Consider the following 21,934-nt stretch of genomic DNA (forward strand, 5'->3'; position numbering starts at 1 on the left):
TCGGTGGTGGGGTCACCGGTGCTTGCTCGGTCCGCCGGTCGGTCCGCTGGTCGGTTTGTTGCTCATGAGACGGAGCGTTTGTGAACAGTGAGGCTCTGTGAACAGTGAGGTGTGGAGCGCGGAGCCCACGTTCAAGCCTGCGCCGGCACGCGCACGGGGTGCCGGTACTGGCATGCCGCTAAGAGGCTCCGGCAATAGGGCGTTCGATCAGGGAGCGGGGCTGGGGTGCGTGCATCGCGAGGCGACGGAGGTGAGGCGCCCTGTGTGGGGCGTCGACCGACGAGCCGGGGTACCCGTGCATCGCGCGGCGATGGACGGGGAGCGATGACGCGAGGCGCCGACCGGGCGGCGCGAGCCGGACAGTCCTATTGCCCTCGCCTGCTCGCTGAGACCGGCCGCGGTGCCGCCACACGCGTCGTCGCGGCAACCCGACAGGGGCCTGGGCCGAACGGGGCCCGGTGGAAAGACGCAGCCAAGCACCGCATTTCCGTCATTTGACGGGATTGGACGCTCTCCCCACCCACCGGCGGCACCGTGCGGGCGAACGGATGGCACAATCACTGCCATGTCCGACAGGGGGGCGGCATCCCCGGTGCGCTGGGATTTCCTTCTCTCCTACGCGGCCGAGGATCGCCCATGGGCCGAATGGCTGGCCTGGCAGTTGGAGGCGGCGGGCTACCGCGTGCTTATCGAGGCCTGGGATCTCGTACCTGGCTCTAACAGATCAGCTCATGTACAGCGGGGTGCTCTGGAGGCGGAACGCACCATCGCCATCCTGTCCGCCGCTTACCTGAACTCCTGCTACGAGCAACCCGAGTGGCAGGCCGCGCTGGAGGCCGATCCAGCTGGATTCAAGCGAAAGCTGTTGCCGGTCCGCATCGAGGACTGCGAGCGCCCAGGAGTGCTTGGGCCGATAGCTGCTATCGACTTGTTCGGGCTGGCCGCCGATGTCGCACGCAAGAATTTTCTGCACAGCATCCGGGCTGCGATCAAGGGTCGAGACAAGCCCGCTGCAGAGCCGGTGTTCCCGTCGGCGCGCGCCATAACCGAACCGGCATTTCCGGAGCGGACCGGGGACAAACCGGCGCCAGGTGAGCCGAGCCGGCCGGCAAGCCTGCCGACGGATCCAGGAGACCTCGTGCGGCGGGTGGCCGCACAGCCCCTGGCACACCGGCCTTCCGGCGGCGTCTCAGCGACACAACGTCCGAGCCGTGACCGAGCAGATGAGCTGACCGGGTCCGACGTGCGGGAGACGGCGCTGAGACATCCCCGCGGACACGTCTCACGGAGGATCAACGACCCACGGCGGAAAGACGGGCCAACGGAGGCGGCCGGCTCCGGCGCGGCGGAACGGAGCAGGTCATCAGGAGAGATCGAGCCCGCGGCGCTGACCGCAGCGCCGACCGCTCAGATCCGAGCTGACGGCGGCGCTTGGTCCCGTGTGCCGGTAGACGGGGTCCGGTATCTCGCGGGCGTGTCGGGAGCCGCTGTCCGTGCGGCGCTCAGTCCGCTGCCCGACGGCGCGCCGGCTGTGGTGATCTACAGGCCTTCGGCCGAACGGTCCGTCGCGCTCCAGACCAGCCTGGTCGCTGAGCTGGACGCGGTGGCACGGCGGCTTTTTCCATCCTGGCTGCCCGGCGCCGAGTTGATCGATACCCCGGGCGGTGCGGGCGTCGCCGCGGTCCGGAGGCTGGCCGCCCGTATGGCCGCAGGCTCGACCATGTTCGCTCGTTATCTCGCGGACCTGGCTGAGCGCTCGTTGACCGACGAACTCACCAACGCCCGTTTCTCGCTGGAGACGCAGGCGGCCACGCTTACCCAGGTCATCGCCGGTAGTTTCGGACGGCGGCGGCTGATACTGCTGGTCGATCTGCCGCGATCCGATGATGTGCGGCGCGAGCGCGCGTTGCTGAACACCCTTGAGTGGTTTGCCTATCAGGGGCATGCCGGCGCCTGGCTGACTGGCGGCCCGCTGCTGGATACCGATCGGATTCCGGCCGTCGCGGTCCCCGTGCCGGTAGCGGCGCAGCCCCCCTGGCCCACGGCCGTTGCCAGCCGCCTCCCCAGCGAAACAGGCCGGACCCGCGGCACTGGCACTGGCGGCCCGCAGGGCGACAGCGCCCGAGTTCCAGCGGCTGAGCACCCGTGTTCGGTGGACTCGGCGTCCCTGGCCGATCCACCGCATCCACCGCATCCACCGCCTGACGGCCAGCTTCCGTAAGAATCGGCAGAGCATAAAGAAAGAGGCTCCAGGGCATGGCACATGACGATCTGACACCCAGTGAAACCGGCATCCTGCTGGTGCTGCTCGCGCACGGCCGAAGAATTTCCAACAAAGAGCTGGACGAGCGCTGGAAACTTTCTCTCACTGGTTCCGCGCGGCAGAAACTAAACAATCTCAAGTTAGTCGAGAGCAGTAAGGAAAAGGGGCACGGAAATGTTCTTTTCCATGAGTTGACTGACCGGGGATGGGCACGCGGCCGGCAGGAGCTGGCGCCTCGCCGGCCGATTTCCAGCTCAATCAAATTTGGCTACCTCGCAGCTTTCACGGAAGGCGTCGAGCGGTTTCTGATCCGCGAGCGCATGCCAGTTTCGGACTTCTTCCGGGCTGAAGCGCCATGGGTGAGCGTGCTGCCCGCGGACAGTGCCGTTACCGCCACAACCGATAGTGGCGGTAACGGTGCGTCGGCCACAGCGACCGGCTCAGCCAGGCCGCCCGATGCCGCTCCGGGCGCGATGAGCGCTGCCGACATCGAGGCCGCCGTGCGGACGGCGTATGCCCAGCTCGCGAGCCGACCTGGTGATTGGGTACGGCTTGTCGGAGTTCGTCTCCTGCTTGGCGATGTCGAGCGGGAGACGGTCGACCGAATACTGCGCGGGATGGTCCGTCAGGCCGACGTGTGGATCGTCCCCGACGAGGACCAGAAGGCCCTGACAGCGGCGGACCGGGAAGCGGCCGTCCGGATCGGTGAGCACGACAGCCACCTGCTGTTGATTGGCACAGCATGATCAGTGAGCTGGAAGCCATCGCAGCCCTGCAGCTTGACTGGGTCTATGACCTCGAAGACGTGTGGCAGCCCTCGCCGGTCCACGTCGAGGGTGTGCACACCGACACCCGCCGCAGGATCTCCGACACCATCGCGGACCTGGCTCAGACGCCGACAGCCAGGCCGCTCGGTGTGGTGGTCCGTGGTCAGGCTGGTACCGGGAAGACCCATCTGGTTGGCCGGTTGAGAGAGCAGGTGCAGGGCGCTGGCGGCTATTTCTTTCTCATCGGAGCGCCGACCGGAAGCAGATTCTGGGAGAACGTCGTCACCTCGATGATCACGGATCTTTTTCGGCCTGTTGACGGCGACCAGACCCAACTGAGCAGATTCCTGCGCGGGTTGTGCGGGCTGCTGGGCGTCTCCGCGGAACTGACCGCGTCGGTGGTCGGCGACAGCGTTCTCACACCGGCCTGTCTCAAAGATTTCATCGTAGCTTTACACGTGTTCGACCGGCAGCTCGCCCGTGAATGTCAGCACACGCTACGAGCGCTCGTCCTGGTCAATTCTCGTGATCTGGACGACCAGACCGTCGGGGACGGCTTCCTGCTCTCGGTGGAGGAGCAGGAGCCAGGCGAACGGGCCCGGCGCGGCATGATACCCACCGCCAAGCAGCCGCCTGAGGTGGTGAAGGAGATCTCGCGGCTGCTGGCGCTCACCGGGCCGAGCGTATTCGCGGTCGATCAGGTAGACACCATCGTCGCGGAGACGACAGCGTCGGTGGACGGCAAGCCGGACGAGAATCGCTCTCTCCGCGAGCTCAACCTCCTCGCGGACGGGCTACTCGTCCTGCGCGAACGGACCGAGCGAGCGCTGTGCGTCCTGGCTTGCCTGCCGGTGACATGGATCATGTTCGAGCAATGGGCTGTGACGTCTGTCCGGGACCGGTTCCGCGCCATCCCACCCCTTGGCCACATCGATGATCCGGCGCTGATAACCCAGCTCCTTGTTCGACGGTTCCACGATCACTTTCAGCGTATCGGTTTCGAGCCGCCGTACCCGACCTGGCCGGTGGCTCAGGCCGCACTCGACCAGGCGCCCAGCTACACACCACGCGAGCTGCTTCAGCGGATCGAACGGCATATCCAGTCGTGCCTGTTGATGGGTACGGTCAAAGAGCTGGAGTCGTTTGCTGGAGACGATCCGCTGCCAGTACGTTATCCTCTGCCGCCAGCGGTGTTCGCGGAGTTGGACACGGCTTTCGCCGGGTTGCGCTCGACTACGACGGCCATCACGCCCGGCAACGAGGACAGCCTTGTACCGGAACTACTGGCGGCCGGTCTCACTGCCTGGATCATCGAAAACGGTGGTGCGCCCGGAGGTTTCGCGCTTGAGCCGAAGCCAAGCGCAAGGCCTCCACTGCACGCGCGGCTCAGCCGCACCATCAACCGGGATACCGGCGAGCAGATGCAGTGGGCATTTCGAGCGGTTACCAGCACGCACGGCAACGCGGCTCTGCACCGTATCCAGAGCGCCTGCGTGATGGCCGGGCTCACCCAGAGCAGCGCACGCCGGCGGTTGTTCCTGCTGCGCAACGTCGAGTGGAGTCGCGGCGTCAAGACCCAGCAGGCCCTTGCGGCGTTCGAAGCGGCCGGCGGTGTCACACTCCCCATCAGCGACGAGGACGTGGCAACCTTCACCGCGCTGGGCAGGCTGCTTCAGCAGCCGCATCCAGCTCTGCGGGAATGGTTGAATGCGCGCCGTCCAGCCAGTACGACAGCCTTGCTGATCGCAGCCCTCGCCAACGCGGCACCGGATGGGAACGACGCCCATGCGGAGCCCGGCCCGATCCGTCCGGCCGAGGATCCAGGCAACGGCGCCAACGCCAGCTCAGCAGGAGCCGGCTCCTGCGCTGTCGCTCACCGCCGTGTCAGCAGCTCGTCAGTGAGTGGTCCGCCGCTTGGTGACCAGAACAGCTACGAGAGCCATCCGTTCGAGGCGCCGGAAGAGCGGAGTGCGAATCCTGCCGACCAGGGTGCGGGCTCTCGGGCGATCACCGTCGGCCGGACAGTGGCCGCCGGCCGGCCGGCCCGTATTGATATCGAGGTGTTCCGGAAACACGTAGCGATCTTTGCCGGTTCGGGATCCGGGAAGACCGTGCTGATCCGCCGCCTGCTCGAGGAGTGCGCGCTGCGTGGCGTGTCATCGATCGTGTTGGATCCCAACAACGATCTGGCGCGGCTGGGGGATGCGTGGCCGAGCGTGCCGAGCGGCTGGCATGACGCGGATGATGCGCTGGCCGCCGAGTACCTCGGCAGCACTGACGTGGTGCTGTGGACGCCCCGTCGGGCCGGCGGCCGACCGCTGAGCCTCCAGCCGTTGCCCGACTTCGTGAGCATACGGGACGACCAGGACGAGTTTGACGCGGCGATCGATGCGGCCGTGGCCACGCTGGCGGTTCGGGCCGGTGTCGACGGCCGCACAAGCAGGGCGAACATCAGCCGAGCCGTGCTCAGGGACGCGCTGGAGCACTTCGCCCGCGGCAGCCGCACCAGCCTCAGCTCCTTCGCGGATCTGCTGGCCGACCTGCCAGATGGTGTGACCGCTCTCGACCCCCATGACAAGCACGCGAAGAGCCTGGCGCAGGACCTGAGAGCCGCGATGGTCAATGACCCGCTGTTTGGTGGCGACGGTCAGCCGGTGGACCCCGCCGTGCTGCTGACCCCGCCGGCCGGTAGGCGAGCCCGCATCTCGGTGATCAGCCTTGTTGGCCTGCCCAACGATGATCAGCGGCAGAGCTTCGTCAACCAACTACAGATGGCCCTGTTCGCGTGGGCCAAGAAGAATCCGGCCGTCGACCGGTCGCTCGGCGGTCTGTTCGTGATGGATGAGGCGCAGATATTTGCCCCGTCCGGCACGGTCACCGCCTGCACGGCGAGCACTCTCGCGCTGGCCTCGCAGGCCCGTAAGTACGGCCTTGGTCTGCTCTTCGCCACCCAGCACCCGAAAGGCCTGCACAACAGCATCCCGGGAAACGCCACCACGCAGTTCTTCGGCCGGCTCAGCAGCCCGGTGCAAATTGACACGGCCCGAGCGATTGCCCGCAACAAGGGCGGCGACGCACCGGACATCGGCCAGCTTGGCGTTGGTGAGTTCTACGCCACCAGCGAGTCCTTGACCTTCGAGAAGATCCGCACCCCGCTCTGCCTGAGTCACCACCCGGCATCTCCGTTGACAGATGAGGAGGTCGTCAGACGGGCAAGGGGAGATTGAGCCCTGGCGCATCCCGTCGGGCCTGGACGATTCCCCCGTGGGCCGGGCCCGGAGACCACGACCCGGCCGGCCACTCCCGAATGTCCCGATCATCCAGTGAGCCACCGAACCAGCTGACTTCAGCTGAAGTCAGCCGCGCGGATCCGACGATCTACCGGACCCGACCGGTTATCAATGGTTGATCGATTGTTGCGTTTCCAGTGGGTGTCCGCGGGCTTCTTGATTTTTTTGGATTCCGCCGCGGCCAGTATTCGTCGGCCTGCATGCGGTTGGGGGCGGAAATTCGGCACGTTGCGTACTCGGTCCCGCGCGTAATATCCGGAGGGTGATTATCCGCAATGACGAACTCGTGGCCTGGTGCCGCTCCAAGGCCTCATTCGCCGCGTTGTGGATTAATAATTCTGAAGTATTGTGAATAGACATCCAGGTGAACTGGACATATGCTTCCGTTCGATTGAGAGCGCCCGGCAAGAGGGGGGTTGATCAGGGAGCGGGGTTGGGGTGCGTGTATCGCGAGGCGCCGGAGGTGATGGGCGTCGACCGACGAGCCGGGGTGCCCGAGCACCGCGCGGCGATGGATGGGGAGTGATGCCGCGAGGTATGTGCCCCGACCCCCGCGATAACCCCGCGATGCCGCGTCCCCTCTTGCTGGTCGCTCTCTTAATCGTCATGTCCACGCGACCTTGGGAGGGTGTCGGATGGGCGGAGTTCTTGTAGCGGATGCCGATGGCAAGTTGCACGTCCGCACGGATACGGATGATACGGATATCGAACACACTCCTGGTGCCGCCGACGGTGACACCAGGAGTGTGTCGGTACGCCGGGACAGACAGCTGGTCCCATCGGTGAGCCGTTTCCGGGGCCTACGGGTGCCGGCTGATTCGGCAGCACCCGATGGCTGGGCAGAAGAGTTCAACCGCCTCCAGCGGAACCTTATCAGCCTGTGTCAGCGGACAGTTCGGTGGCAGCGGGAACGTGACGAAGCCATAGAGCTGTTGATGCGGGAGCGGTCGGAGTACCGCGATGCGGTGCGGCAGCGGCGAGAACGCCTGCGTAAACTGACCGACGCCGCGGGCCGGCACTGGGGCGACTATTTTTCAGGACTCAGTTCCGGAGATACTTTCGCCACCGACGATGTGGATGTCGATCCGCAGGCAACGCTGTGCTATCCGGCGACGTGGCTGCTGCCGGATGAGCCGCTTCCGGAGGCTGCGGAAGTCGTTGACAATCCGGCGGCACCCGATGAGTGGGCCGAAGAGATCAGCCGTTTCCAGCGGAACCTCCTGAATCTCGAGCGGCACGCGGACCGGCTGCGGCGGGAACGTAACGAAGCCAAGATTCTCTGGGCATGGGAGAAAGCGGCCCATATTGATGCCGAGTGGTGTCACGAAGAATATTTGACTGATCTGCTTGCCACCGTGCACCGGTACCGGGACGTGTGGCCTATGCAAAATTCCCGACCATATGATCTAGGCGATGACATCGTCGCGAGCCGGTGTGGGATGCCGGAACTGGCCGGTGCTCTTGATGCGCAGGGGCTTCCCGGACTGGGCGGGGACGTCTCGGGTGTGTCACCATCGGATGATGATCTTGATTTGCTCTTTTAGGGCGTGTTTCGACAGCCAGGCCAGCTGTCTGGCTCGCCGTGGCCAGGGCCGCCTGGACGCGCCTCGCTGATCGAACGACGACTTCCGAAACACGTCGTAGGGCGTTACGGCAAGAGGGACGTGGATCAGGGAGCCTGGTTGGGGCGTGTGCCTCGCGAGGCGCCGCCCGGTCGGCGCAAGCTGGACAGTCCTATTGCCGAAGCCGCTAAAGATTGCCAGTCATTGCTGCTCGTGGGTGCCGGGCGCATGGGACGGTGTGGGGTGCCAGCAGCTGGCCTGGTGTGTTCCGCTCGGTCCTTCAGCCTGCCTTGGCCGCCTGGTCAGTGAATGTGAACGAGTGGCCTGAAGTTTCAGGTAGACGCCGGTGGCCGAGTTCTGGCACCCCATGGGGACGTACCGTGTGCCCAACCGGGCTCAGCCGAGCGGCGCCAGCAGTTCTTTCTTGCCTTCGAACGCGAAGAGCAGCAGGTCGACCATACGGAAAGTGTGGTTGTCCGGTCCGAGTGATGGCCGCCAGCTCGGATCGCGGACGATTGAGGCATTGCTGCCCTCCATCGCGCGATGGAATACCTCCGCCACGATCCGGCCACCTACGCCGGTGAGGCGGCCGCCGTTCAGTTCAGCTTCCCGCAGGATGTAGAACCACAGCGGGGTGTTTTTTGCGAACGAGTCCTTCTGGTCGGCCGTGAGCTGGTCGAGGGACGCGCCCTGGTTGCCGGCGATGATTTGAGCGGTGGTCAGGGGCGGGACCTCTAGATACTCGGCCAGTTGTTGGCCGCTGCCCAGTCTGACCATACCGGCGCGTGTCAGGTTACGGAACGCGAGGTTTAGTTGACGTCCAGCCGCGTGGACTGTGGCATCCCGGCCGCCGAAGGTGCCCAGAGGCAGCTGCTGCAGCGGGTTGACCAACAGGGTGTCGATACGTTTGGTGATGTTGAAGTCATCAGAGTCGACAGTGAGATCGTCACGCTTGGCTTCGCTGAAGTCGTATAGCCGGCGGAAGTCGGCAACCCAGTTGCTGGGCAATTTCAGGCCACCGATGTTCGGGTCGTTCAGATTATTCACCGAGCCCGCCGGCGCCAGGATTCCGCTGGTGCCGGAGAACGCAAAAAGGAGTAGCAGAGTGGCCGGTATACCCTGTTTCTTGTTGAAGATCGCGTTCCATTCATAAGCGTCGCGTACCATGCTGTGGCCAAGCCGGTAGGCCGCGACGGAGAATTCGATCGGCATGGTGGGAAGGTCGCCAGGCTGGATGTTTCTGCCACCATGCTGTGGGTACCAGCCGAGGTCGCCATAGGCTGCCGGTACCTCGAAGAACCGGCGTCCGTTTGTGAAGACATCGGTGACGATCGCAGGATCGACCACGCGTGGCAGGAAGTCGGTACGCAGCATCCACTGGTAGTGCCTGACGACAGTGTTCCGGGCGGCGGAGAAAAGCTGCACGCTCGGTGTGCTGCCGGCCAGCGTACGCACGACGCGATTGTGAAACCTGATGAACGCAAGGTGGGTCTGCGCGACCGCGAGGTTCTCATCATTACGTTGGTCAGGGATGTTCGCCAACCGTTGATCGGCCAGCGTTGGGCCCGTGCCGACCCGCGGCAGGTCGAAGCCGTCATGCGGGGCCCGGGCGAACGGGTTATCGGCTCCTGGGGCGCCCTGGCCCACCCCCGTCGTCGACCCGCTCTTGAGGCTGACTCCGTCGTCGGCGTAGAACCGCGGATCCTTCTGCGGGCCGCGACCGTAGAGCGAGTCGAGATCAAGCGACGGTGACCGGCCCTGGACCAGCTCATCAACGGTGACGTCCTGGCCGAGTCGGTCGCTGTTGTTGTCCCTGGTCAGATCGTGGTCGACGAACTGGCCGAGATAGGTGAACCCGGAGGGGATGCCCGAGCCAGGGCTTCCATGATCTTTCGTGCTGGACTCGGGGTCACCACCGGCCGGGTCGGTGGTCATCGCGGTCGCCACCGTTTCCGCGATCAGTCGCTGGGTGTCGTCAATCGGCGCCCCGACCGGTCCCAGCCGGGAGAATCGGAACTTGCGCACCTCGGCAATCGCCGATGGGCGAACAGTGATCGGCTCGTCGTTACTGTCGAGCGTCAAGATTCCTTCGCCGATGACGTAGTAGTCGTCTCGGTTATGGCGTTTCATGCGCAATCCCTTCGATATGGTGATCGGCGCGCCGGGAAATGTCGGGTTTCGGTTTCAGGAAATTGATTTCTTGGCTGACTGGGTTTATTGAGAACTTAGAGCGACCGGTAATAGGGGACGCGGTGTCGCGGGGCCAGGGCACGCACCTCGCGTCATCGCTCCCTGTCCATCGCTGCACGGGTGCCCCGGCTCGTCGGTCGCCACCCAACACCTCCGGTGACTCCCTCCGCTGCCTCGCGATGCACGCACACCAGCTCCGCTCATTGATCCACACCCCTATTGTCGGGCGCTCTCCTAGATGACTCTAAATCGCTATATTATATTTTGAATTGTTTCTTGAGATCTTCGTGTGAGATTATGAATAATTTTTGATTTTTATCATTTATCCGTTCTCGAAATATTTAAAAACTCCTGTCGGGGAGGCGCCGGTGAGAATTAGCTAAGATGCCGGTGAGCCGCCGGTGGAAGAAGCCGCTCCGCTCTGCTGGCAGAGTGCCATGAATGCGTTGTTTGGATTTCGATTGGTAACAGCTGGTCAGAAGACCGGTGTGGTGGCTCCGTGCAGAATACAGCTGTTCGGGAATGTCTTCCGCCAGTGGACGGCCCGACCAGCCCAGTAGCCGTCGGCGGTTGCTGTGACAGGGTCATAGATGAATGGACAGATTGCCCCCGGATCCCCTTGAAGCCTGCCAAGGTCACCGCCAGCATTCACGATAGCTTTACACGCCGGGCCCGGGTTGGGATGGGTTGTCGCGCTGTTCGGTGGACAGAACAGCGTGACCGGTGTGGCGCCAACGTATGGTGATTCGCCCTTGGCAACGGTGAGGATCAACGCCCCGGTCGTACGAGCCACTGGGCTGGCTGTGGCTGCAAACGTTGGAGCGGTGGCCGCACCGGCGAGCAGTAATGATGTCACGGCAAGTAAGACCCAGCGGGCAAGGTTCCTTTTCGCCGTCACAATAACCTCCTCCATCGTGATCGTCGATTCTCCCGCCGAGAACGTGACCCTCGACGGTGCTGCGACGCGGAAGGTGAGTCACCGGAAAATGGTCCGGAAGGTCCAGGGCTGTAGCCATATCCCTGTAACTCTTACGGTACGTTATGTTACAGGCCAAATTCATGTACATAGGTTTTATGTGTCAGAAAAATGACATCGAACATTATCCAGAAGTCGGATCGTAATCCACGTTGCTGTGTATGCGCGCCGCTTCGCCCCTTCCGGCCAAGGTTCGGGCGAGGTACGGGCAATGCTCACCGGCGCCCGAATGAGGTGAGTCCAGTGGGCTCCAGAATCCCGATATGGGCGGTGACCTGTGCGTTTGCCTGTAGCGCTGGGGTCGCGTCGACCAGTCGGATTCTCATGGTACAATCCCCGCCCTCTGCCCTGACGCGGTAAGCAGTGTCTTGCCGGCGGCGGCCTCGCGGAAACATCCTGGCGTGTCACTTTGCGGACATCGTGATGTTCTATGTGAGGACCCTTGACTCCTCGACGAGGATGTTTCCTCCTCGCTCGAGGAAGCTATCCCGCAGGCGCCGCGGCCGGCGTGCCGGGTAGTCGGAGGCAGGGGGCCGCATCGATCGAAGCGAGCCGAGAGCGGACAGCTCACGTCAGGTGGATCCACGTCGCGATCGAGGGGACTCCTTGTTGATCGACTATGAACAGCATGTACCAGCCGGGCGGCGCGATGTTGGGATTAGCAGTAATCGTGACGTCGAGTGAATCATTTTCTCGGGAAACGATCTGGAGGTCAACGAGGCGTTGGCCGCTGTCAAATGAATGAGTTGTGACACAATTTTTGATCAGCGAAGCCCACCGAATCGTGTTCGCCTGTGCTGTCGTAATCGTTACGGTTTGGCCGTAGCTCCATTCCTCCTGCGCCGTACCGATGACCGGTCGAGGTCCCTTGAACAGGTAGGGAGGGCTGAAGACCTCGATACGCATCTCCTCCTCCGGATCCGGAGGCTCCCAGTTGATCTGCTGCCCGCCTTCGGGGTTGCCGCCGGCCGCGACGACGCGACCGTCGGGTAGCAGCAGCGCCGTCGAGTGATAGAGACGTTGCACGGTGGCTGCGGCCATCAGGCTCCAGGTGTTGGTAGCCGGGTCGTAGATCTCGCCCTGCAGCCGGGCTAACGGCTCATCCTCCTGCTTCAGCGAACCACCACTGACAAAAACCGTACGGTCAGGCAGCAGGACGGTGTTCAGATGCAGACGGGGAAGTCCTATGGGAGCGCCGGCATGGTAGATGGGGTCGGCCGCCTTCAGGTCGACAATGGACACCGCGTCGGTGGCGTCGGTCTTATCTGGCTTACCCACCGGACCGCCACCGATGATCATTATTCGTTGATCCTGGGCCGGCGGAAGGATGACGCTGGCTGACTGATTGCGCATGTCAGGGGCGAGCAGGTCCTGGACCTGCTTGGTGGTCACCGGATCGTGCGTGAGATCTATGATGCAGGGATCCACCTGCAGCGGGTCGTCCATCCGGCCACCGGAGAAAAAGATCTTGCCGCTGGCGAGTAAGAACAGATGGGCGTATAAGGGCAGCCCGGGAAAACCGCCGGCGAAGTGTCGGATGTGCCAAGTATCTGTCGCGGCGGAGTAGATCTCAAGAGAGGTCTTCGGCAGATCACCGCCGTTGTCGCCCAGGCCGCTCGCCGCGAGGATTTTTCCGTCCCCCAGAGTGATCAGTGTTGGATACCAGCGTCCCTGTGCCATATTGCCGACAACGGACCATTTCTCGGTGGTGAAGTCGAAGATTGCGGAGTCCTTCCGGCCGCGGAACGGATTGTAGCCGATTGTGCCGCCGGCGGAGAGGAGCCGGCCGTCCGGAAGGAACGCGTCGCCACCACAGAAGAAGTCGAATGGTTTGTGGTTCGCGGTGCGCAGCGTCGGTGGGTGGGAGAAGGTATTATGCGGCGGACTCCACACGACGCTGGTGAAGATCCCCTTGCTCTCGTCGCCGAATATCGGGCTGTTGAAGCGGGTCGCGCTGCTTCCCGAGCCGGCGAAAAACAGCACCTTGCCCTTCGGGAGCAATGCGGCGTGTACGGCGAGGACACCGGAATGGAAGTCGAGAACCTCCCATGATCCTTCCCTTTCTGGGTCATGATCAAGATCGATGATCTCGTACAGGCCGGCGTTCTGCTGCGGACTGTTGTCAACCATAAATGCAAAGAGGCGGTGTTTGTTGTTCGTCTTGGCGACCGCGATGCCGCCGCCCTGGTTTTCGAAGGAGAACCAGTTCGGCACCCCCAGCCATGGCCCCCAGTCGTCGGCCGAGATCCCGTCATTACCAAGATTCTTGCCAACGCGGTAGAATGCCTGGTTCTGTCCGATGGGGCTGTCGATATTGAAGATGATCAGATCCTGGTTCCCATCCTCATCCAAGTCGACAACCGCGATACCGCAACCCTGGTTTTCCCAGGAGAACCAGCCCGGCACATCGATCCATGGTGACCATCCCGTGACATTGCCATTGATATCGACGTTTTTGCCGATGCGGTAGATCGCGCGGTTGCCTTGGGGAGGATTGTCGATCGTAAGCACGATCAGGTCGCGGTTGCCTTGGTCGTTCGGCGGTGTCACCGCGACCGCGATGCCTTGGTTCTCCCAGGGGAACCAGTCCGGGATGGTGATCCACGGTGTCCAGCCGCCAGCGACGTTGCCCGATGCGTCGAGATTGCGGCCGATCCGGAACAGGCCCTGATTTTGCCCGATGGGGTTGTCGACCATCGCGACGACAAGATCCTGCCGGCCGCTGCCATCCAGGTCGGCCAAGGCGATATTTCCGCCTTGGTTCTCCCAGGAGAACCAGTCCGGGATGGTGATCCACGGTGTCCAGCCGCCGGTGATCCGACCGGCGTCGTCGAGCGTCTTCCCCACACGATAGAGGCCCTGATTCTGTCCGGCTGGGTTGTCGACCATCAACACAACCATGTCCTGCGTGCCATCGTTCGCCAGGCTTCCGACGGCGATGCCGCCACCCTGGTTTTCGAACGAGAACCAGTCTGGTACCGGTCGAAACAGGTTTACCATGACCGTTCCTCCTCGTGATGCCGGCGCTGGGCGCTGTCACTTGGCAGGGTATCCTGAAAGGATCTTCATTGTTGTTCGTCTTCGTCAAGGAGGGGCTGTTCGTGGCTCGTGGCAGCTGATGTGCTCTTGTGTCAGGGCTACCATCACCCGGTGAGAATTGTAAACCACCACATGTGGCCACACCATCGTTTCCTGGTGGGATTTCGTCAGGTTGGGGAGATCATTTTCATCCGCGGGACGATCGCCGTCGATGATCGGCGAGTGGTGAGTGCGGATTAAAGATCTTGAAAAACTGACATATATGTGACCGCTTCCGTGCCTGCTCCCGACGGGTTGGCGCTTGCGTTCGGGGTCTCTTCGGGGTGTCTTCGGGGTGGTGGCCAAAGGCTGCCGGAAAGCGCGATAGAAAAGGTGCCGATGACGAGGCCGCGTGCGGCGAGGACTCTCTCGACATCCCGGCAGGACGGGGCATAGCGCGGATAACAGCCGGGCGGGGCTGGCTGGGCCGCGGCCCGCTGGCGTGGCACGGTCCGTCGTGTGGCGATGGGTAACCCGCCCAGGAGATGCTCGGCCTGGGCTGAGGTCCAACAACATTGGGAGACCACGACGGCAGGGTGAGTACCGTGACGAACTGGCTGCGATAATGGGCGGCGCGACGATTTTTCCCGTTGGCCGGATGCCCAATGATCTGGGCGGCTCTCTTCCCCCAGGCCTTGGCGCCACGCCGGATCGCCGTCACACCGGGCGGGGACGGCGAGGTGCCCGCCGGGCCGCTATCGCCGTGCTGTCTGTGCTCCTGGTCATGCTCTTGGTCGCGGCCGGCGGTTTCGGGCTGCTTCTTGCCGTGACCCCATCCACGGCTGACGCGCGACAGCGTGTACAGGCGCTGGCCGCGGCCGACGGTGCGGCACCGCTGGCTGGGCCGCTACCCGATCGGGTCGTGCGGGCGCTTCTCGCAACCGAGGACACCCGGTTCTTCTCCCATCACGGCGTGGACCCGACCGGCGCCGTGCGTGCCACCGTGGCTTCCCTCGCCATGAACGGCGACGTGGGGGGCGCGACCCTCGAGCAGCAGCTGGCCAAGATTCTTTATACGGGTGGGCGACGCGGCTTCACCGACCGCGTCGAGCAGGTGGCTCTGGCGGTGAAGCTCGACGTCCGGTACAGCAAAACCGACATTTTGCGGATGTACCTGGACACGGTCTATTTCGGGCACGGCTACTATGGCGTCACCGACGCGGCCTGGGGTTATTTTGATCATGATCCCGTCGTGCTGACCTGGACGCAGGCGTCGATGCTGGCCGGATTGGTGCAGGCCCCGAGCGCCTACGACCCCTACCGGCACCCCGAGGCCGCGCGAGCCCGCCAACGCCACGTCCTCGACCGTCTCGTCGCGACTGGTGACCTCACCCGCCCCGCGGCGGACGCCGTCCTCGCCGAGCCTCTTGACCTACGTTGATGGGGGCTGCCCGTTATTGTCGAGCTCCGTTGGAGCCTATGGATTCCAGCCGAAAACCTGACGAATGCGGATGATCCGTGCCTATGCGGGGCCGCCTCCGTCGGAGAGCTTGACAACCGGTGGAGGGCGGGCCGAGCGATCTGCTTGGCTCGGCGCGCGCGATGCGTCTCCGGCAGGCGCCTGTAGTGGTGGGGCGGGCTGGCGGTGCTGTGCCGACTCTCCACGACGCACCGGGCAGGGGCCGGCCTACGACGTCGTCGACCGACTTCCGCTGTCGACTGTCGACGCTGCCGGGACGCACGCGCCGCCAGCCTGAGGGCATCGTGTGGGACATCGTCGAGGCCCTCGCAAGCGGCATCGTAGGCCAGAGGTTCTTGTGTTGCTGACCCATTGCCATCGAAACCGGACGATGGGTTATCGGATCGTCCATACCGCCCCAGAATCCTGCTGAAGCTCCGCCAGCTACCCCAGGGCGGATACAACCAAGATCTAGATAGGTGGCCCCGGATGTGCCCGTGGAGAGTGGTCAGCCGCGGTCTGTGTCTTCGGAGTGGAAGAGCAGATCCTGGTAGGTGCGGCGGTAGCGAACGTCTTTGCTCTTGAGGCTGCTTGGACTCAGGGGGCCGGCGCGCTGTCCGCGCTGTGCTGAGAGCAGGGGCTCGGCAAGCTTGATCATGATTGGGCGGGTTTCTGGCCTGCCCCAACAGCCCGATTCGAACCCCCTGCTTGGGGTCCCGCTGCGAGGCGGCCGGTGCACTGACCGCTGGAGACTGCCCTGGAACCGGTGGGCGGATGCAGCGTCGACCTATTGTTTGATCATTGTTGAGCGGTGGCTGACGCGATGGACTTTGCCGATACCACAGTGTCATCGAGACGCACCGGTCAGCCTCTCTCCGAGTCCGACGGCCGCCAGGTCAGCCAGCCGTTGCCCCTGGCATCGTGGCAGACCACTCCGGCAGGTACGATCAGGGACTGCGGGCCGTTAGCTCAATAGGTAGAGCAAGAGACTTTTAATCTCTGGGTTCAGGGTTCGAGCCCCTGGCGGCCCACCACGGAGAGTGATTAGCCTCTGACCTGGGCAGATAAGTTGCACCTACCAGCCCAGGGCAGCGACTGCTACCTAAACGCCCAGCTCGGCTGCATGATCATTCGGTTCGTACGAAAACATGGTCTCCGCTTGACCGGACGCTTTAGTTGCTGTACGTGACATCGGACCGCCCGCTGGCGCTGTGGAGCGCGCCGTCGACGCCAGCCTGATGTAGAGGGTCGTGTCGATGTGCCTGGCAGGCGTACCGCTGACCACGGTGTGATCTGTCGAGATCGCGGCGCTCCCGACGCTCCCGACGCCGACTGCCCCGAAAGGGCCGGGTGCGCACGGAGTGTCGCCACGTTCGGGTCGAGGTCATCGTGCGATCAGCGAGACCGCTTCCCGTGCGGGTCCCGCCGGCGCGATCCGACCTCCCAACGGCTCGCAGATCTTCTTCTCGATCGGCTCGGCGCCGCGCTGGTCATGGCTGTGGGGTGAGCGGGAGTACGAGTAGCTGTCCGGACCAGCTGCCGATGTGGAGGTCTCGGGCGCCGTGAAGTCCTGCTGCTTGTAGTAGCGCCACGATGGAAGCGACGCTGCTCGACGTCCGCGCAGACTGGGACTGGAGCAGCTCCTGGGCTGGGACTTCCCCACCATGGCCATGGCCGCGACCCGGATCGGCCGCCCCGACCTGGCCGTTGACACCCTGCTCACGAACTCGGCCAAGAACCAGTACTCACCGGCCGGCCACGCCCTGCCGATCGGCAGCGCCCTGCCGATCGACCTCCCGGCAAACGGCGGCCTGCTCGCGGCCGTCTCCCTCATGGCCGCCGGCTGGGACGGTGCCACCGACTGCCCAGGATTCCACGCGACGCCGGCTGGACCATCCGCCACGAGGGCTTCACCGTCTGGCCCTGACATCGGTCGAAATTCGAGAACCAACGCGGCGGACTGGGGGACCATCCACGACTGCGCACATACTCGACGAGATCAGTCCTGCGGGCGATGTTCGGAGCGGTAGCGGCCGGGGGACTGGCCGACGACGCGTTTGAAGGCGCGGGCGAAGGCGAACTCCGAGTCGTAGCCGACGTCGCCCGCTATGCGGCGCAGCGGCGCCCGTCCCTCGCGCAGCAGCCGGGCGGCGACCGTCATCCGCGGGCTGCGCCTGACGATCCTGCCCCAGCCCGGACCTCGCCGCACGGATTGCCGCGGCCGAGCAGGACTGCTGCCCGTTCATCGCCTTCACCTCGCTGCTGGCGCGCTGACCGTCCCCGCTCCCCAGACCGCCGCCAGCCTGCTGGCTGACGCACAGCAGGGAACTGTCCTGTCGGCCGCGAACGTAAATTCCTTTCCGCGCGGCGGAGAGTTGCTTATGCAGTCACCGGCACGCCGCCCGATCGCCGGTCAGGCGGCACCGGCCATGTCGGCGGGGGGAAATAATGAGCATGTCATTCCGGTGGAAATGTGATGCCTGCGGTGCGCAGTATCTGGCCGGCGGGGCCGACCAGTCGGCCATCCGCGGCCATCCGGAGTACCTCTTGGGCTGGTTCGGGGGCTGTCTGGGGCGGGATCACGAGCAGCACGAGTCGCGGCCCGTAGCCGCCCGACAGCGTCACCGTGTGCGGATCGAGGGTGCGAAACCAGCTGACCCGCACCGACGGGCCGGTGGCCGTCGTGAACCGGCGAGGAATGTCGGTCCAGATGTCACCGTTCACCGACATCCGGCCGACCGTCTCACCCGCGTCCGACAGTGCTGCGACGAGCGCGGGAAGCTCGCTGGCCAGGCGCCAGGATTGCGGCCACCACGCGCCGTCGAAGGATTTTCGACCGAGTGCCACGGCCAGCGACAGCCTGCCGCTGCCGGCAGCGAGCCCCGGGCGCGCGCCCACCGCCGCGGTCCGCAGCCTCGTGGGAGCGCCGCCGTCATCGTCCATACGCGAGGAATCAGCCTGGTCGAGAAGTACAGTCATCGGGCCTGTCATCATGACGGCCGCCTCACTCCGGCGACGAGAACCACCGGATGGCCCAGACCGGTGCCGACATCGACTTGGCATCGATACCCGTGACTTTCCGGTCTGTTATGACAGTAGCACCGCGGACCCATACCCGAACGATCGCGATTTTCGTCCCGGCGCTCGTCGCGGGAGTGCGGAAGGCGGGCCGTCAGCGCACCGACGGTGGTTCGGCTTCGGTAGCCCGGTGATGTCGAGCCACGCGGCGGAGCTGGAAGATGCGCCCCACGCCTGGTATCGCGAGGAGCAGCGCGCCAGCGATCGCCGCGAACAGCAACGCGACCCCGAGTGGTAGATGGCCGTCGATTCCCAGGAACGACACGGTGACCCGCTGGCCGTTCTCCACGATGAAGATCAGAAGAAAGATCAAGATGAGAGCCGACAGGATCGCGGCGGTCCAGATACGGCTCGTCCGGGTCGACCGCACCACATGATCCTCGGGCACGCGCGGTGGGCCATCGGCTTCGGGCTGTTGGACGAAATCGGTAGCCATGACGGCTCCTTGTCCCGGGAAATTGACCCAGAAATTGGGGGCTGGCCCGATCGGCGACTGCCGCCGGCGTCCCGTCTTTGAGTATACGCCCCGATATCAGCATGCTGACATGCGCGCGAGCGGCACCCATCGCCCGCAAGGCTGAGGTTGACAAATGACGCCGGAATCTCGTCCGCACGGCCGATCGATGGGAGCTGGCGGTGGAACCGGCGCCGAGTCTCGGACGGCTATTAATCCGAGCATGGATGCCTGGCGCCGGTGCAAAGCGGTGGTTAGGCGTACAAGTCCCCCGGGGTTCGCCGGAACTTTGCCGTCCTCTGCTGCCGAACTGGCTGAAGCTCCCAACCACATCGACGTTATACCGATCGGCGATATCTCAGACCGTCGCCCTGCGCGGCATGGCCGCGAGGAGTTCATGCGCGCGAGCGGCGTGCGCGTGCTCCACGAGAACTTCGTACTTGGTGGCCACGATCTGGTTGACCGAGGCGAAGTCGCGGCTGCCGTGCCGGGTCGCCGTGCTGTAGCCGAGCTGGCTCCAGGCCAGCCCGAACACGGCCCCGAGCAGCGGCGTGGTGAAGAAAAAGCCGAGTTGGTTCCGATCGCCGAACAGGCTGAACGCGATCCCGACGAACAGTCCGATCCAGAGCCCGGACAGCGCGCCGGCCGCGGCGATCTTTCCGCGGGTCAGGCGTCCGGTGACACGTTCGATGGAACGCAACTCGGTGCCGACAATTTCCACGTTCTGCACGGGGAAGTCCAGGTCAGCGAGGTAGTCGACCACCTGCTGGGCGTCGGCGTAGTGGTCGTACACGCCCAGGGACATGGGGTATTCCAGATCCAGGCGGGCGGCGGTGAACATCTCGCTTTTCGTCATACAGGAGTCCTATTCGGTGGTGGCGCGCGGTGCGGCGGCGATCAGGAGGCGGGTGAGCTGACGGTCATCCAACGCACTCCACGTTGGCTCGTCGGGGCTGACCGTCTCGACCTTGGCCCCGATCCGCGTCTTCACGCCCACCTGTTGCGGGCGGACCCGGCTGGCAGTGCGGGTGCGCCGGGCCCGGAGCAGGGTGCTCACGAGGTACGGCGTGCAGAGGATCACGGACGCGATGATGATGATCATAAAGTCAGTTCCAACCAGTTCCACTGCACGGACGACGTGGGCATCTATCCCTGGGCTGAGCTGATGGGTGGGTCGGTGGCAGGGTCGGCGGCTGATATGAGGGTCCGGGTGGTCGGGGTGGGGTGCACATCGAGCCGGTCGACCAGGCGGGTCAGGGCGAAGCGCCGGTAGACCCGGGGACGGGCTCCGATGATCATGATGGGGATGCCGGCGTGGGCCGCGCGGTTCGCGACGCCGAGCAGGACTGCCAGGCCCGAGGTGCCCAGCGCGGACACGCCGGCGAGGTCGACGATCAGCAGCGAGGGTGGCCGCTGCAGGCCGGCCGTCAGCGCCGCACGGAACGCGGTGCGGGTGGCGCGGTCGATCTCACCGTGCGCGCGCACGATGGTCCGGTCGGCCGGGGCGTAGATGTCGGTATGGAAGCGGGAGGCGAACCTGTGCGGGCGCCGCGCCTTCGGCGTGGGGACCGGGAGGAGAGTCTTCGTCATGGTCAGTGGCGCGACGTGGTGCGTCGACGTCCCCGTGGCGCATGTCCAGTCGTCCCGGTGATCAGGCGAACGGCCAGCAGAACGATGACAGCCCCAACGATCGCGGTGATCCACGTCGACACGTTGAAGAACGTGTGGAGGGAATGGACGTGGAAAAGCACCTTGGCGAGCCAGCCGCCGAGCAGGGCGCCGGCGATCCCGGCGATTCCCGCGACGACCCAGCCGGTACGTTCCCCGGTCAGCCTTTCGGCGATCAGGCCGGCGATGAGTCCCAGCACGATCCAGGCGATGATGCTCATGGTGCTCCCTGCTGTCTGATTCCGGCGGCTTGGCGGTGTGCGGGATGGACGTCGAGCGTCACGACCAGGCCGGCGTCGAGGAACTCCTGGAAGACCGCGGGCTGGGCGCCACGGACAGTGATCCGGCTCCCGCGCCGCGCGGCCCGGGACGCGGCAGCGAGCAGCACTTCCAGGGCGGCCGCGCCGAGGGACGGCACTTCGCCGAGGTCCACGACCAGCAGCGGTTGCCTGGCGTGCATCCCGTGGTCGAGGGCGTCCCGGAATGTCGCGGCGACCACGCCGGCCGCGGAGAGGAGGTGGACGGTCGTGACCTGGTCGTGATGCGAGGTGACGATCCCCACCGCGGCCCCGGAGGGACCGGAACCCCGACGCAGGACCGTGAGGCCTTGGCGTGCGTTTTCGGCTCCGAGCTGGGCCAGCACGCGGGGCCGTTCGGTGCTGTCGAGGGGTCCCAGTAGAACGTCGAGAAAATCGCGCCGGTACTCCACTACGTTCGCCCGATCCCAGCCGACGGTCGATGATCAAGGCGTGCCTGGCCACGCGGCGGCGACCCACCCAGCGGCCCGGTCGGGGATGACGAGGAAACGCAGACGGAAATAGTGGCGCAAAGGCGATCGGAGGCCTTGGACACTGTCACAGATGACACCCTGAGGACGATCACTTGGCGGCGCTCGAGCGTGAGTAACACACTCGCGGTCCCGCGGCAGCTACGCGGCGTTCCCGATCCCGAGCCGGCTATGTCCTAGCAGGCCGAGCATAGCCCGAAGAGCACCCGAATGTCGACGAGGCGTCAACAGGCGGCCACGCTGCCGCGCGCGGCAGCGTGGCCGCGGTGTCCGCCCGCCCGCCCGCGCGATGCATCGGTGTCCGAACATCCCCACGCTCGGCCCAACCACGGACGGAAGTTCACGATCGAACGCGTGCTAGGGCGCTGTGGTAGCTTCGGCATCGGCCGGATCTCTACGAATATCGACGTCGAGTCGGTGTC

At 64.7% G+C, this 21,934-nt stretch carries 16 protein-coding genes, 1 tRNA gene and 1 pseudogene; 6 read left to right on the plus strand and 12 right to left on the minus strand.

All coding sequences use genetic code 11. The annotated features are described in order from the left end of the window. Positions 1 to 565: 565 nt before the first annotated feature. From MJ777_RS06905 to MJ777_RS06920, 4 genes are all read left to right on the plus strand, one after another. Positions 566 to 2,221 carry a toll/interleukin-1 receptor domain-containing protein gene (locus tag MJ777_RS06905; protein WP_239374268.1) on the plus strand — a complete coding sequence of 552 codons (1,656 nt, stop codon included), beginning with the start codon at positions 566 to 568 and terminating at the stop codon, positions 2,219 to 2,221. 35 nt (positions 2,222 to 2,256) lie between these two features. Then, positions 2,257 to 3,009, plus strand: a complete 753-nt coding sequence (locus MJ777_RS06910) for a hypothetical protein (protein WP_239311088.1) — start codon at positions 2,257 to 2,259, stop codon at positions 3,007 to 3,009. Then, complete coding sequence (locus MJ777_RS06915; protein ID WP_239374287.1) at positions 3,006 to 6,257, plus strand: helicase HerA domain-containing protein; 3,252 nt, start codon at positions 3,006 to 3,008, stop codon at positions 6,255 to 6,257. Before MJ777_RS06910 ends, MJ777_RS06915 begins: the two co-directional genes overlap by 4 nt. A 698-nt stretch (positions 6,258 to 6,955) precedes the next feature. Next, the gene (locus MJ777_RS06920; protein ID WP_239374289.1) at positions 6,956 to 7,864 is read left to right on the plus strand and encodes a hypothetical protein; all 909 of its coding nucleotides are present in this window, start codon (positions 6,956 to 6,958) and stop codon (positions 7,862 to 7,864) included. Positions 7,865 to 8,278: 414 nt separating this feature from the next. Here MJ777_RS06920 and MJ777_RS06925 read toward each other — a convergent pair whose 3' ends face one another. The 3 genes from MJ777_RS06925 to MJ777_RS06930 all read right to left on the minus strand — a co-directional run bounded on the left by MJ777_RS06925 (position 8,279) and on the right by MJ777_RS06930 (position 14,048). Further along, positions 8,279 to 10,012: a heme peroxidase family protein gene (locus MJ777_RS06925; protein WP_239374292.1), complete on the minus strand. Its 1,734-nt coding sequence runs from the start codon at positions 10,010 to 10,012 to the stop codon at positions 8,279 to 8,281. Positions 10,013 to 10,547: 535 nt separating this feature from the next. Beyond that, entirely contained in the window at positions 10,548 to 10,985 is a 438-nt protein-coding gene (locus MJ777_RS23025; RefSeq protein WP_370652666.1) for an SSI family serine proteinase inhibitor, read from the minus strand. 630 nt (positions 10,986 to 11,615) lie between these two features. Continuing rightward, positions 11,616 to 14,048, minus strand: a complete 2,433-nt coding sequence (locus tag MJ777_RS06930) for a galactose oxidase early set domain-containing protein (RefSeq protein WP_239374295.1) — start codon at positions 14,046 to 14,048, stop codon at positions 11,616 to 11,618. A gap of 643 nt (positions 14,049 to 14,691) precedes the next feature. On the opposite strand from MJ777_RS06930, the gene MJ777_RS06935 reads away from it, so the two are divergent. Further along, complete coding sequence (locus tag MJ777_RS06935; protein WP_239374297.1) at positions 14,692 to 15,507, plus strand: biosynthetic peptidoglycan transglycosylase; 816 nt, start codon at positions 14,692 to 14,694, stop codon at positions 15,505 to 15,507. 976 nt (positions 15,508 to 16,483) lie between these two features. Next, a tRNA-Lys gene (locus MJ777_RS06940) sits at positions 16,484 to 16,559 on the plus strand. Between the two features lie 350 nt (positions 16,560 to 16,909). Here the strand turns inward: MJ777_RS06940 and MJ777_RS06945 are convergent. The 9 genes and pseudogenes from MJ777_RS06945 to MJ777_RS06985 form a co-directional block, all read right to left on the minus strand. Then, positions 16,910 to 17,359, minus strand: coding sequence for a hypothetical protein (locus MJ777_RS06945; protein ID WP_239374299.1), 450 nt, complete (start codon positions 17,357 to 17,359; stop codon positions 16,910 to 16,912). Between the two features lie 165 nt (positions 17,360 to 17,524). Further along, positions 17,525 to 17,689 (minus strand): annotated as a pseudogene (locus tag MJ777_RS06950) (helix-turn-helix domain-containing protein); the annotation flags it as partial. 293 nt (positions 17,690 to 17,982) lie between these two features. Beyond that, positions 17,983 to 18,504, minus strand: coding sequence for a DUF5994 family protein (locus tag MJ777_RS06955; protein WP_239309721.1), 522 nt, complete (start codon positions 18,502 to 18,504; stop codon positions 17,983 to 17,985). Positions 18,505 to 18,697: 193 nt separating this feature from the next. Continuing rightward, positions 18,698 to 19,039 carry a lipopolysaccharide assembly protein LapA domain-containing protein gene (locus MJ777_RS06960; protein WP_239374302.1) on the minus strand — a complete coding sequence of 114 codons (342 nt, stop codon included), beginning with the start codon at positions 19,037 to 19,039 and terminating at the stop codon, positions 18,698 to 18,700. 376 nt (positions 19,040 to 19,415) lie between these two features. Beyond that, complete coding sequence (locus tag MJ777_RS06965; RefSeq protein ID WP_239309724.1) at positions 19,416 to 19,913, minus strand: general stress protein; 498 nt, start codon at positions 19,911 to 19,913, stop codon at positions 19,416 to 19,418. A 9-nt stretch (positions 19,914 to 19,922) separates the two neighbouring features. Then, positions 19,923 to 20,159, minus strand: coding sequence for a hypothetical protein (locus tag MJ777_RS06970; protein ID WP_239309726.1), 237 nt, complete (start codon positions 20,157 to 20,159; stop codon positions 19,923 to 19,925). Positions 20,160 to 20,203: 44 nt separating this feature from the next. Continuing rightward, positions 20,204 to 20,647 (minus strand): STAS domain-containing protein, encoded by a 444-nt coding sequence (locus MJ777_RS06975; protein WP_239374305.1) that lies wholly within the window; start codon positions 20,645 to 20,647, stop codon positions 20,204 to 20,206. 2 nt (positions 20,648 to 20,649) lie between these two features. Continuing rightward, the gene (locus MJ777_RS06980; RefSeq protein ID WP_239309728.1) at positions 20,650 to 20,946 is read right to left on the minus strand and encodes a GlsB/YeaQ/YmgE family stress response membrane protein; all 297 of its coding nucleotides are present in this window, start codon (positions 20,944 to 20,946) and stop codon (positions 20,650 to 20,652) included. Beyond that, complete coding sequence (locus MJ777_RS06985) at positions 20,943 to 21,434, minus strand: STAS domain-containing protein (protein ID WP_239309730.1); 492 nt, start codon at positions 21,432 to 21,434, stop codon at positions 20,943 to 20,945. Before MJ777_RS06985 ends, MJ777_RS06980 begins: the two co-directional genes overlap by 4 nt. Between the last annotated feature and the right edge of the window lie 500 nt (positions 21,435 to 21,934).

It is taken from the genome of Protofrankia sp. Cj5 (genome assembly GCF_917627405.1).
In the GTDB taxonomy this organism is placed as follows: Bacteria; Actinomycetota; Actinomycetes; order Frankiales; family Frankiaceae; genus Protofrankia.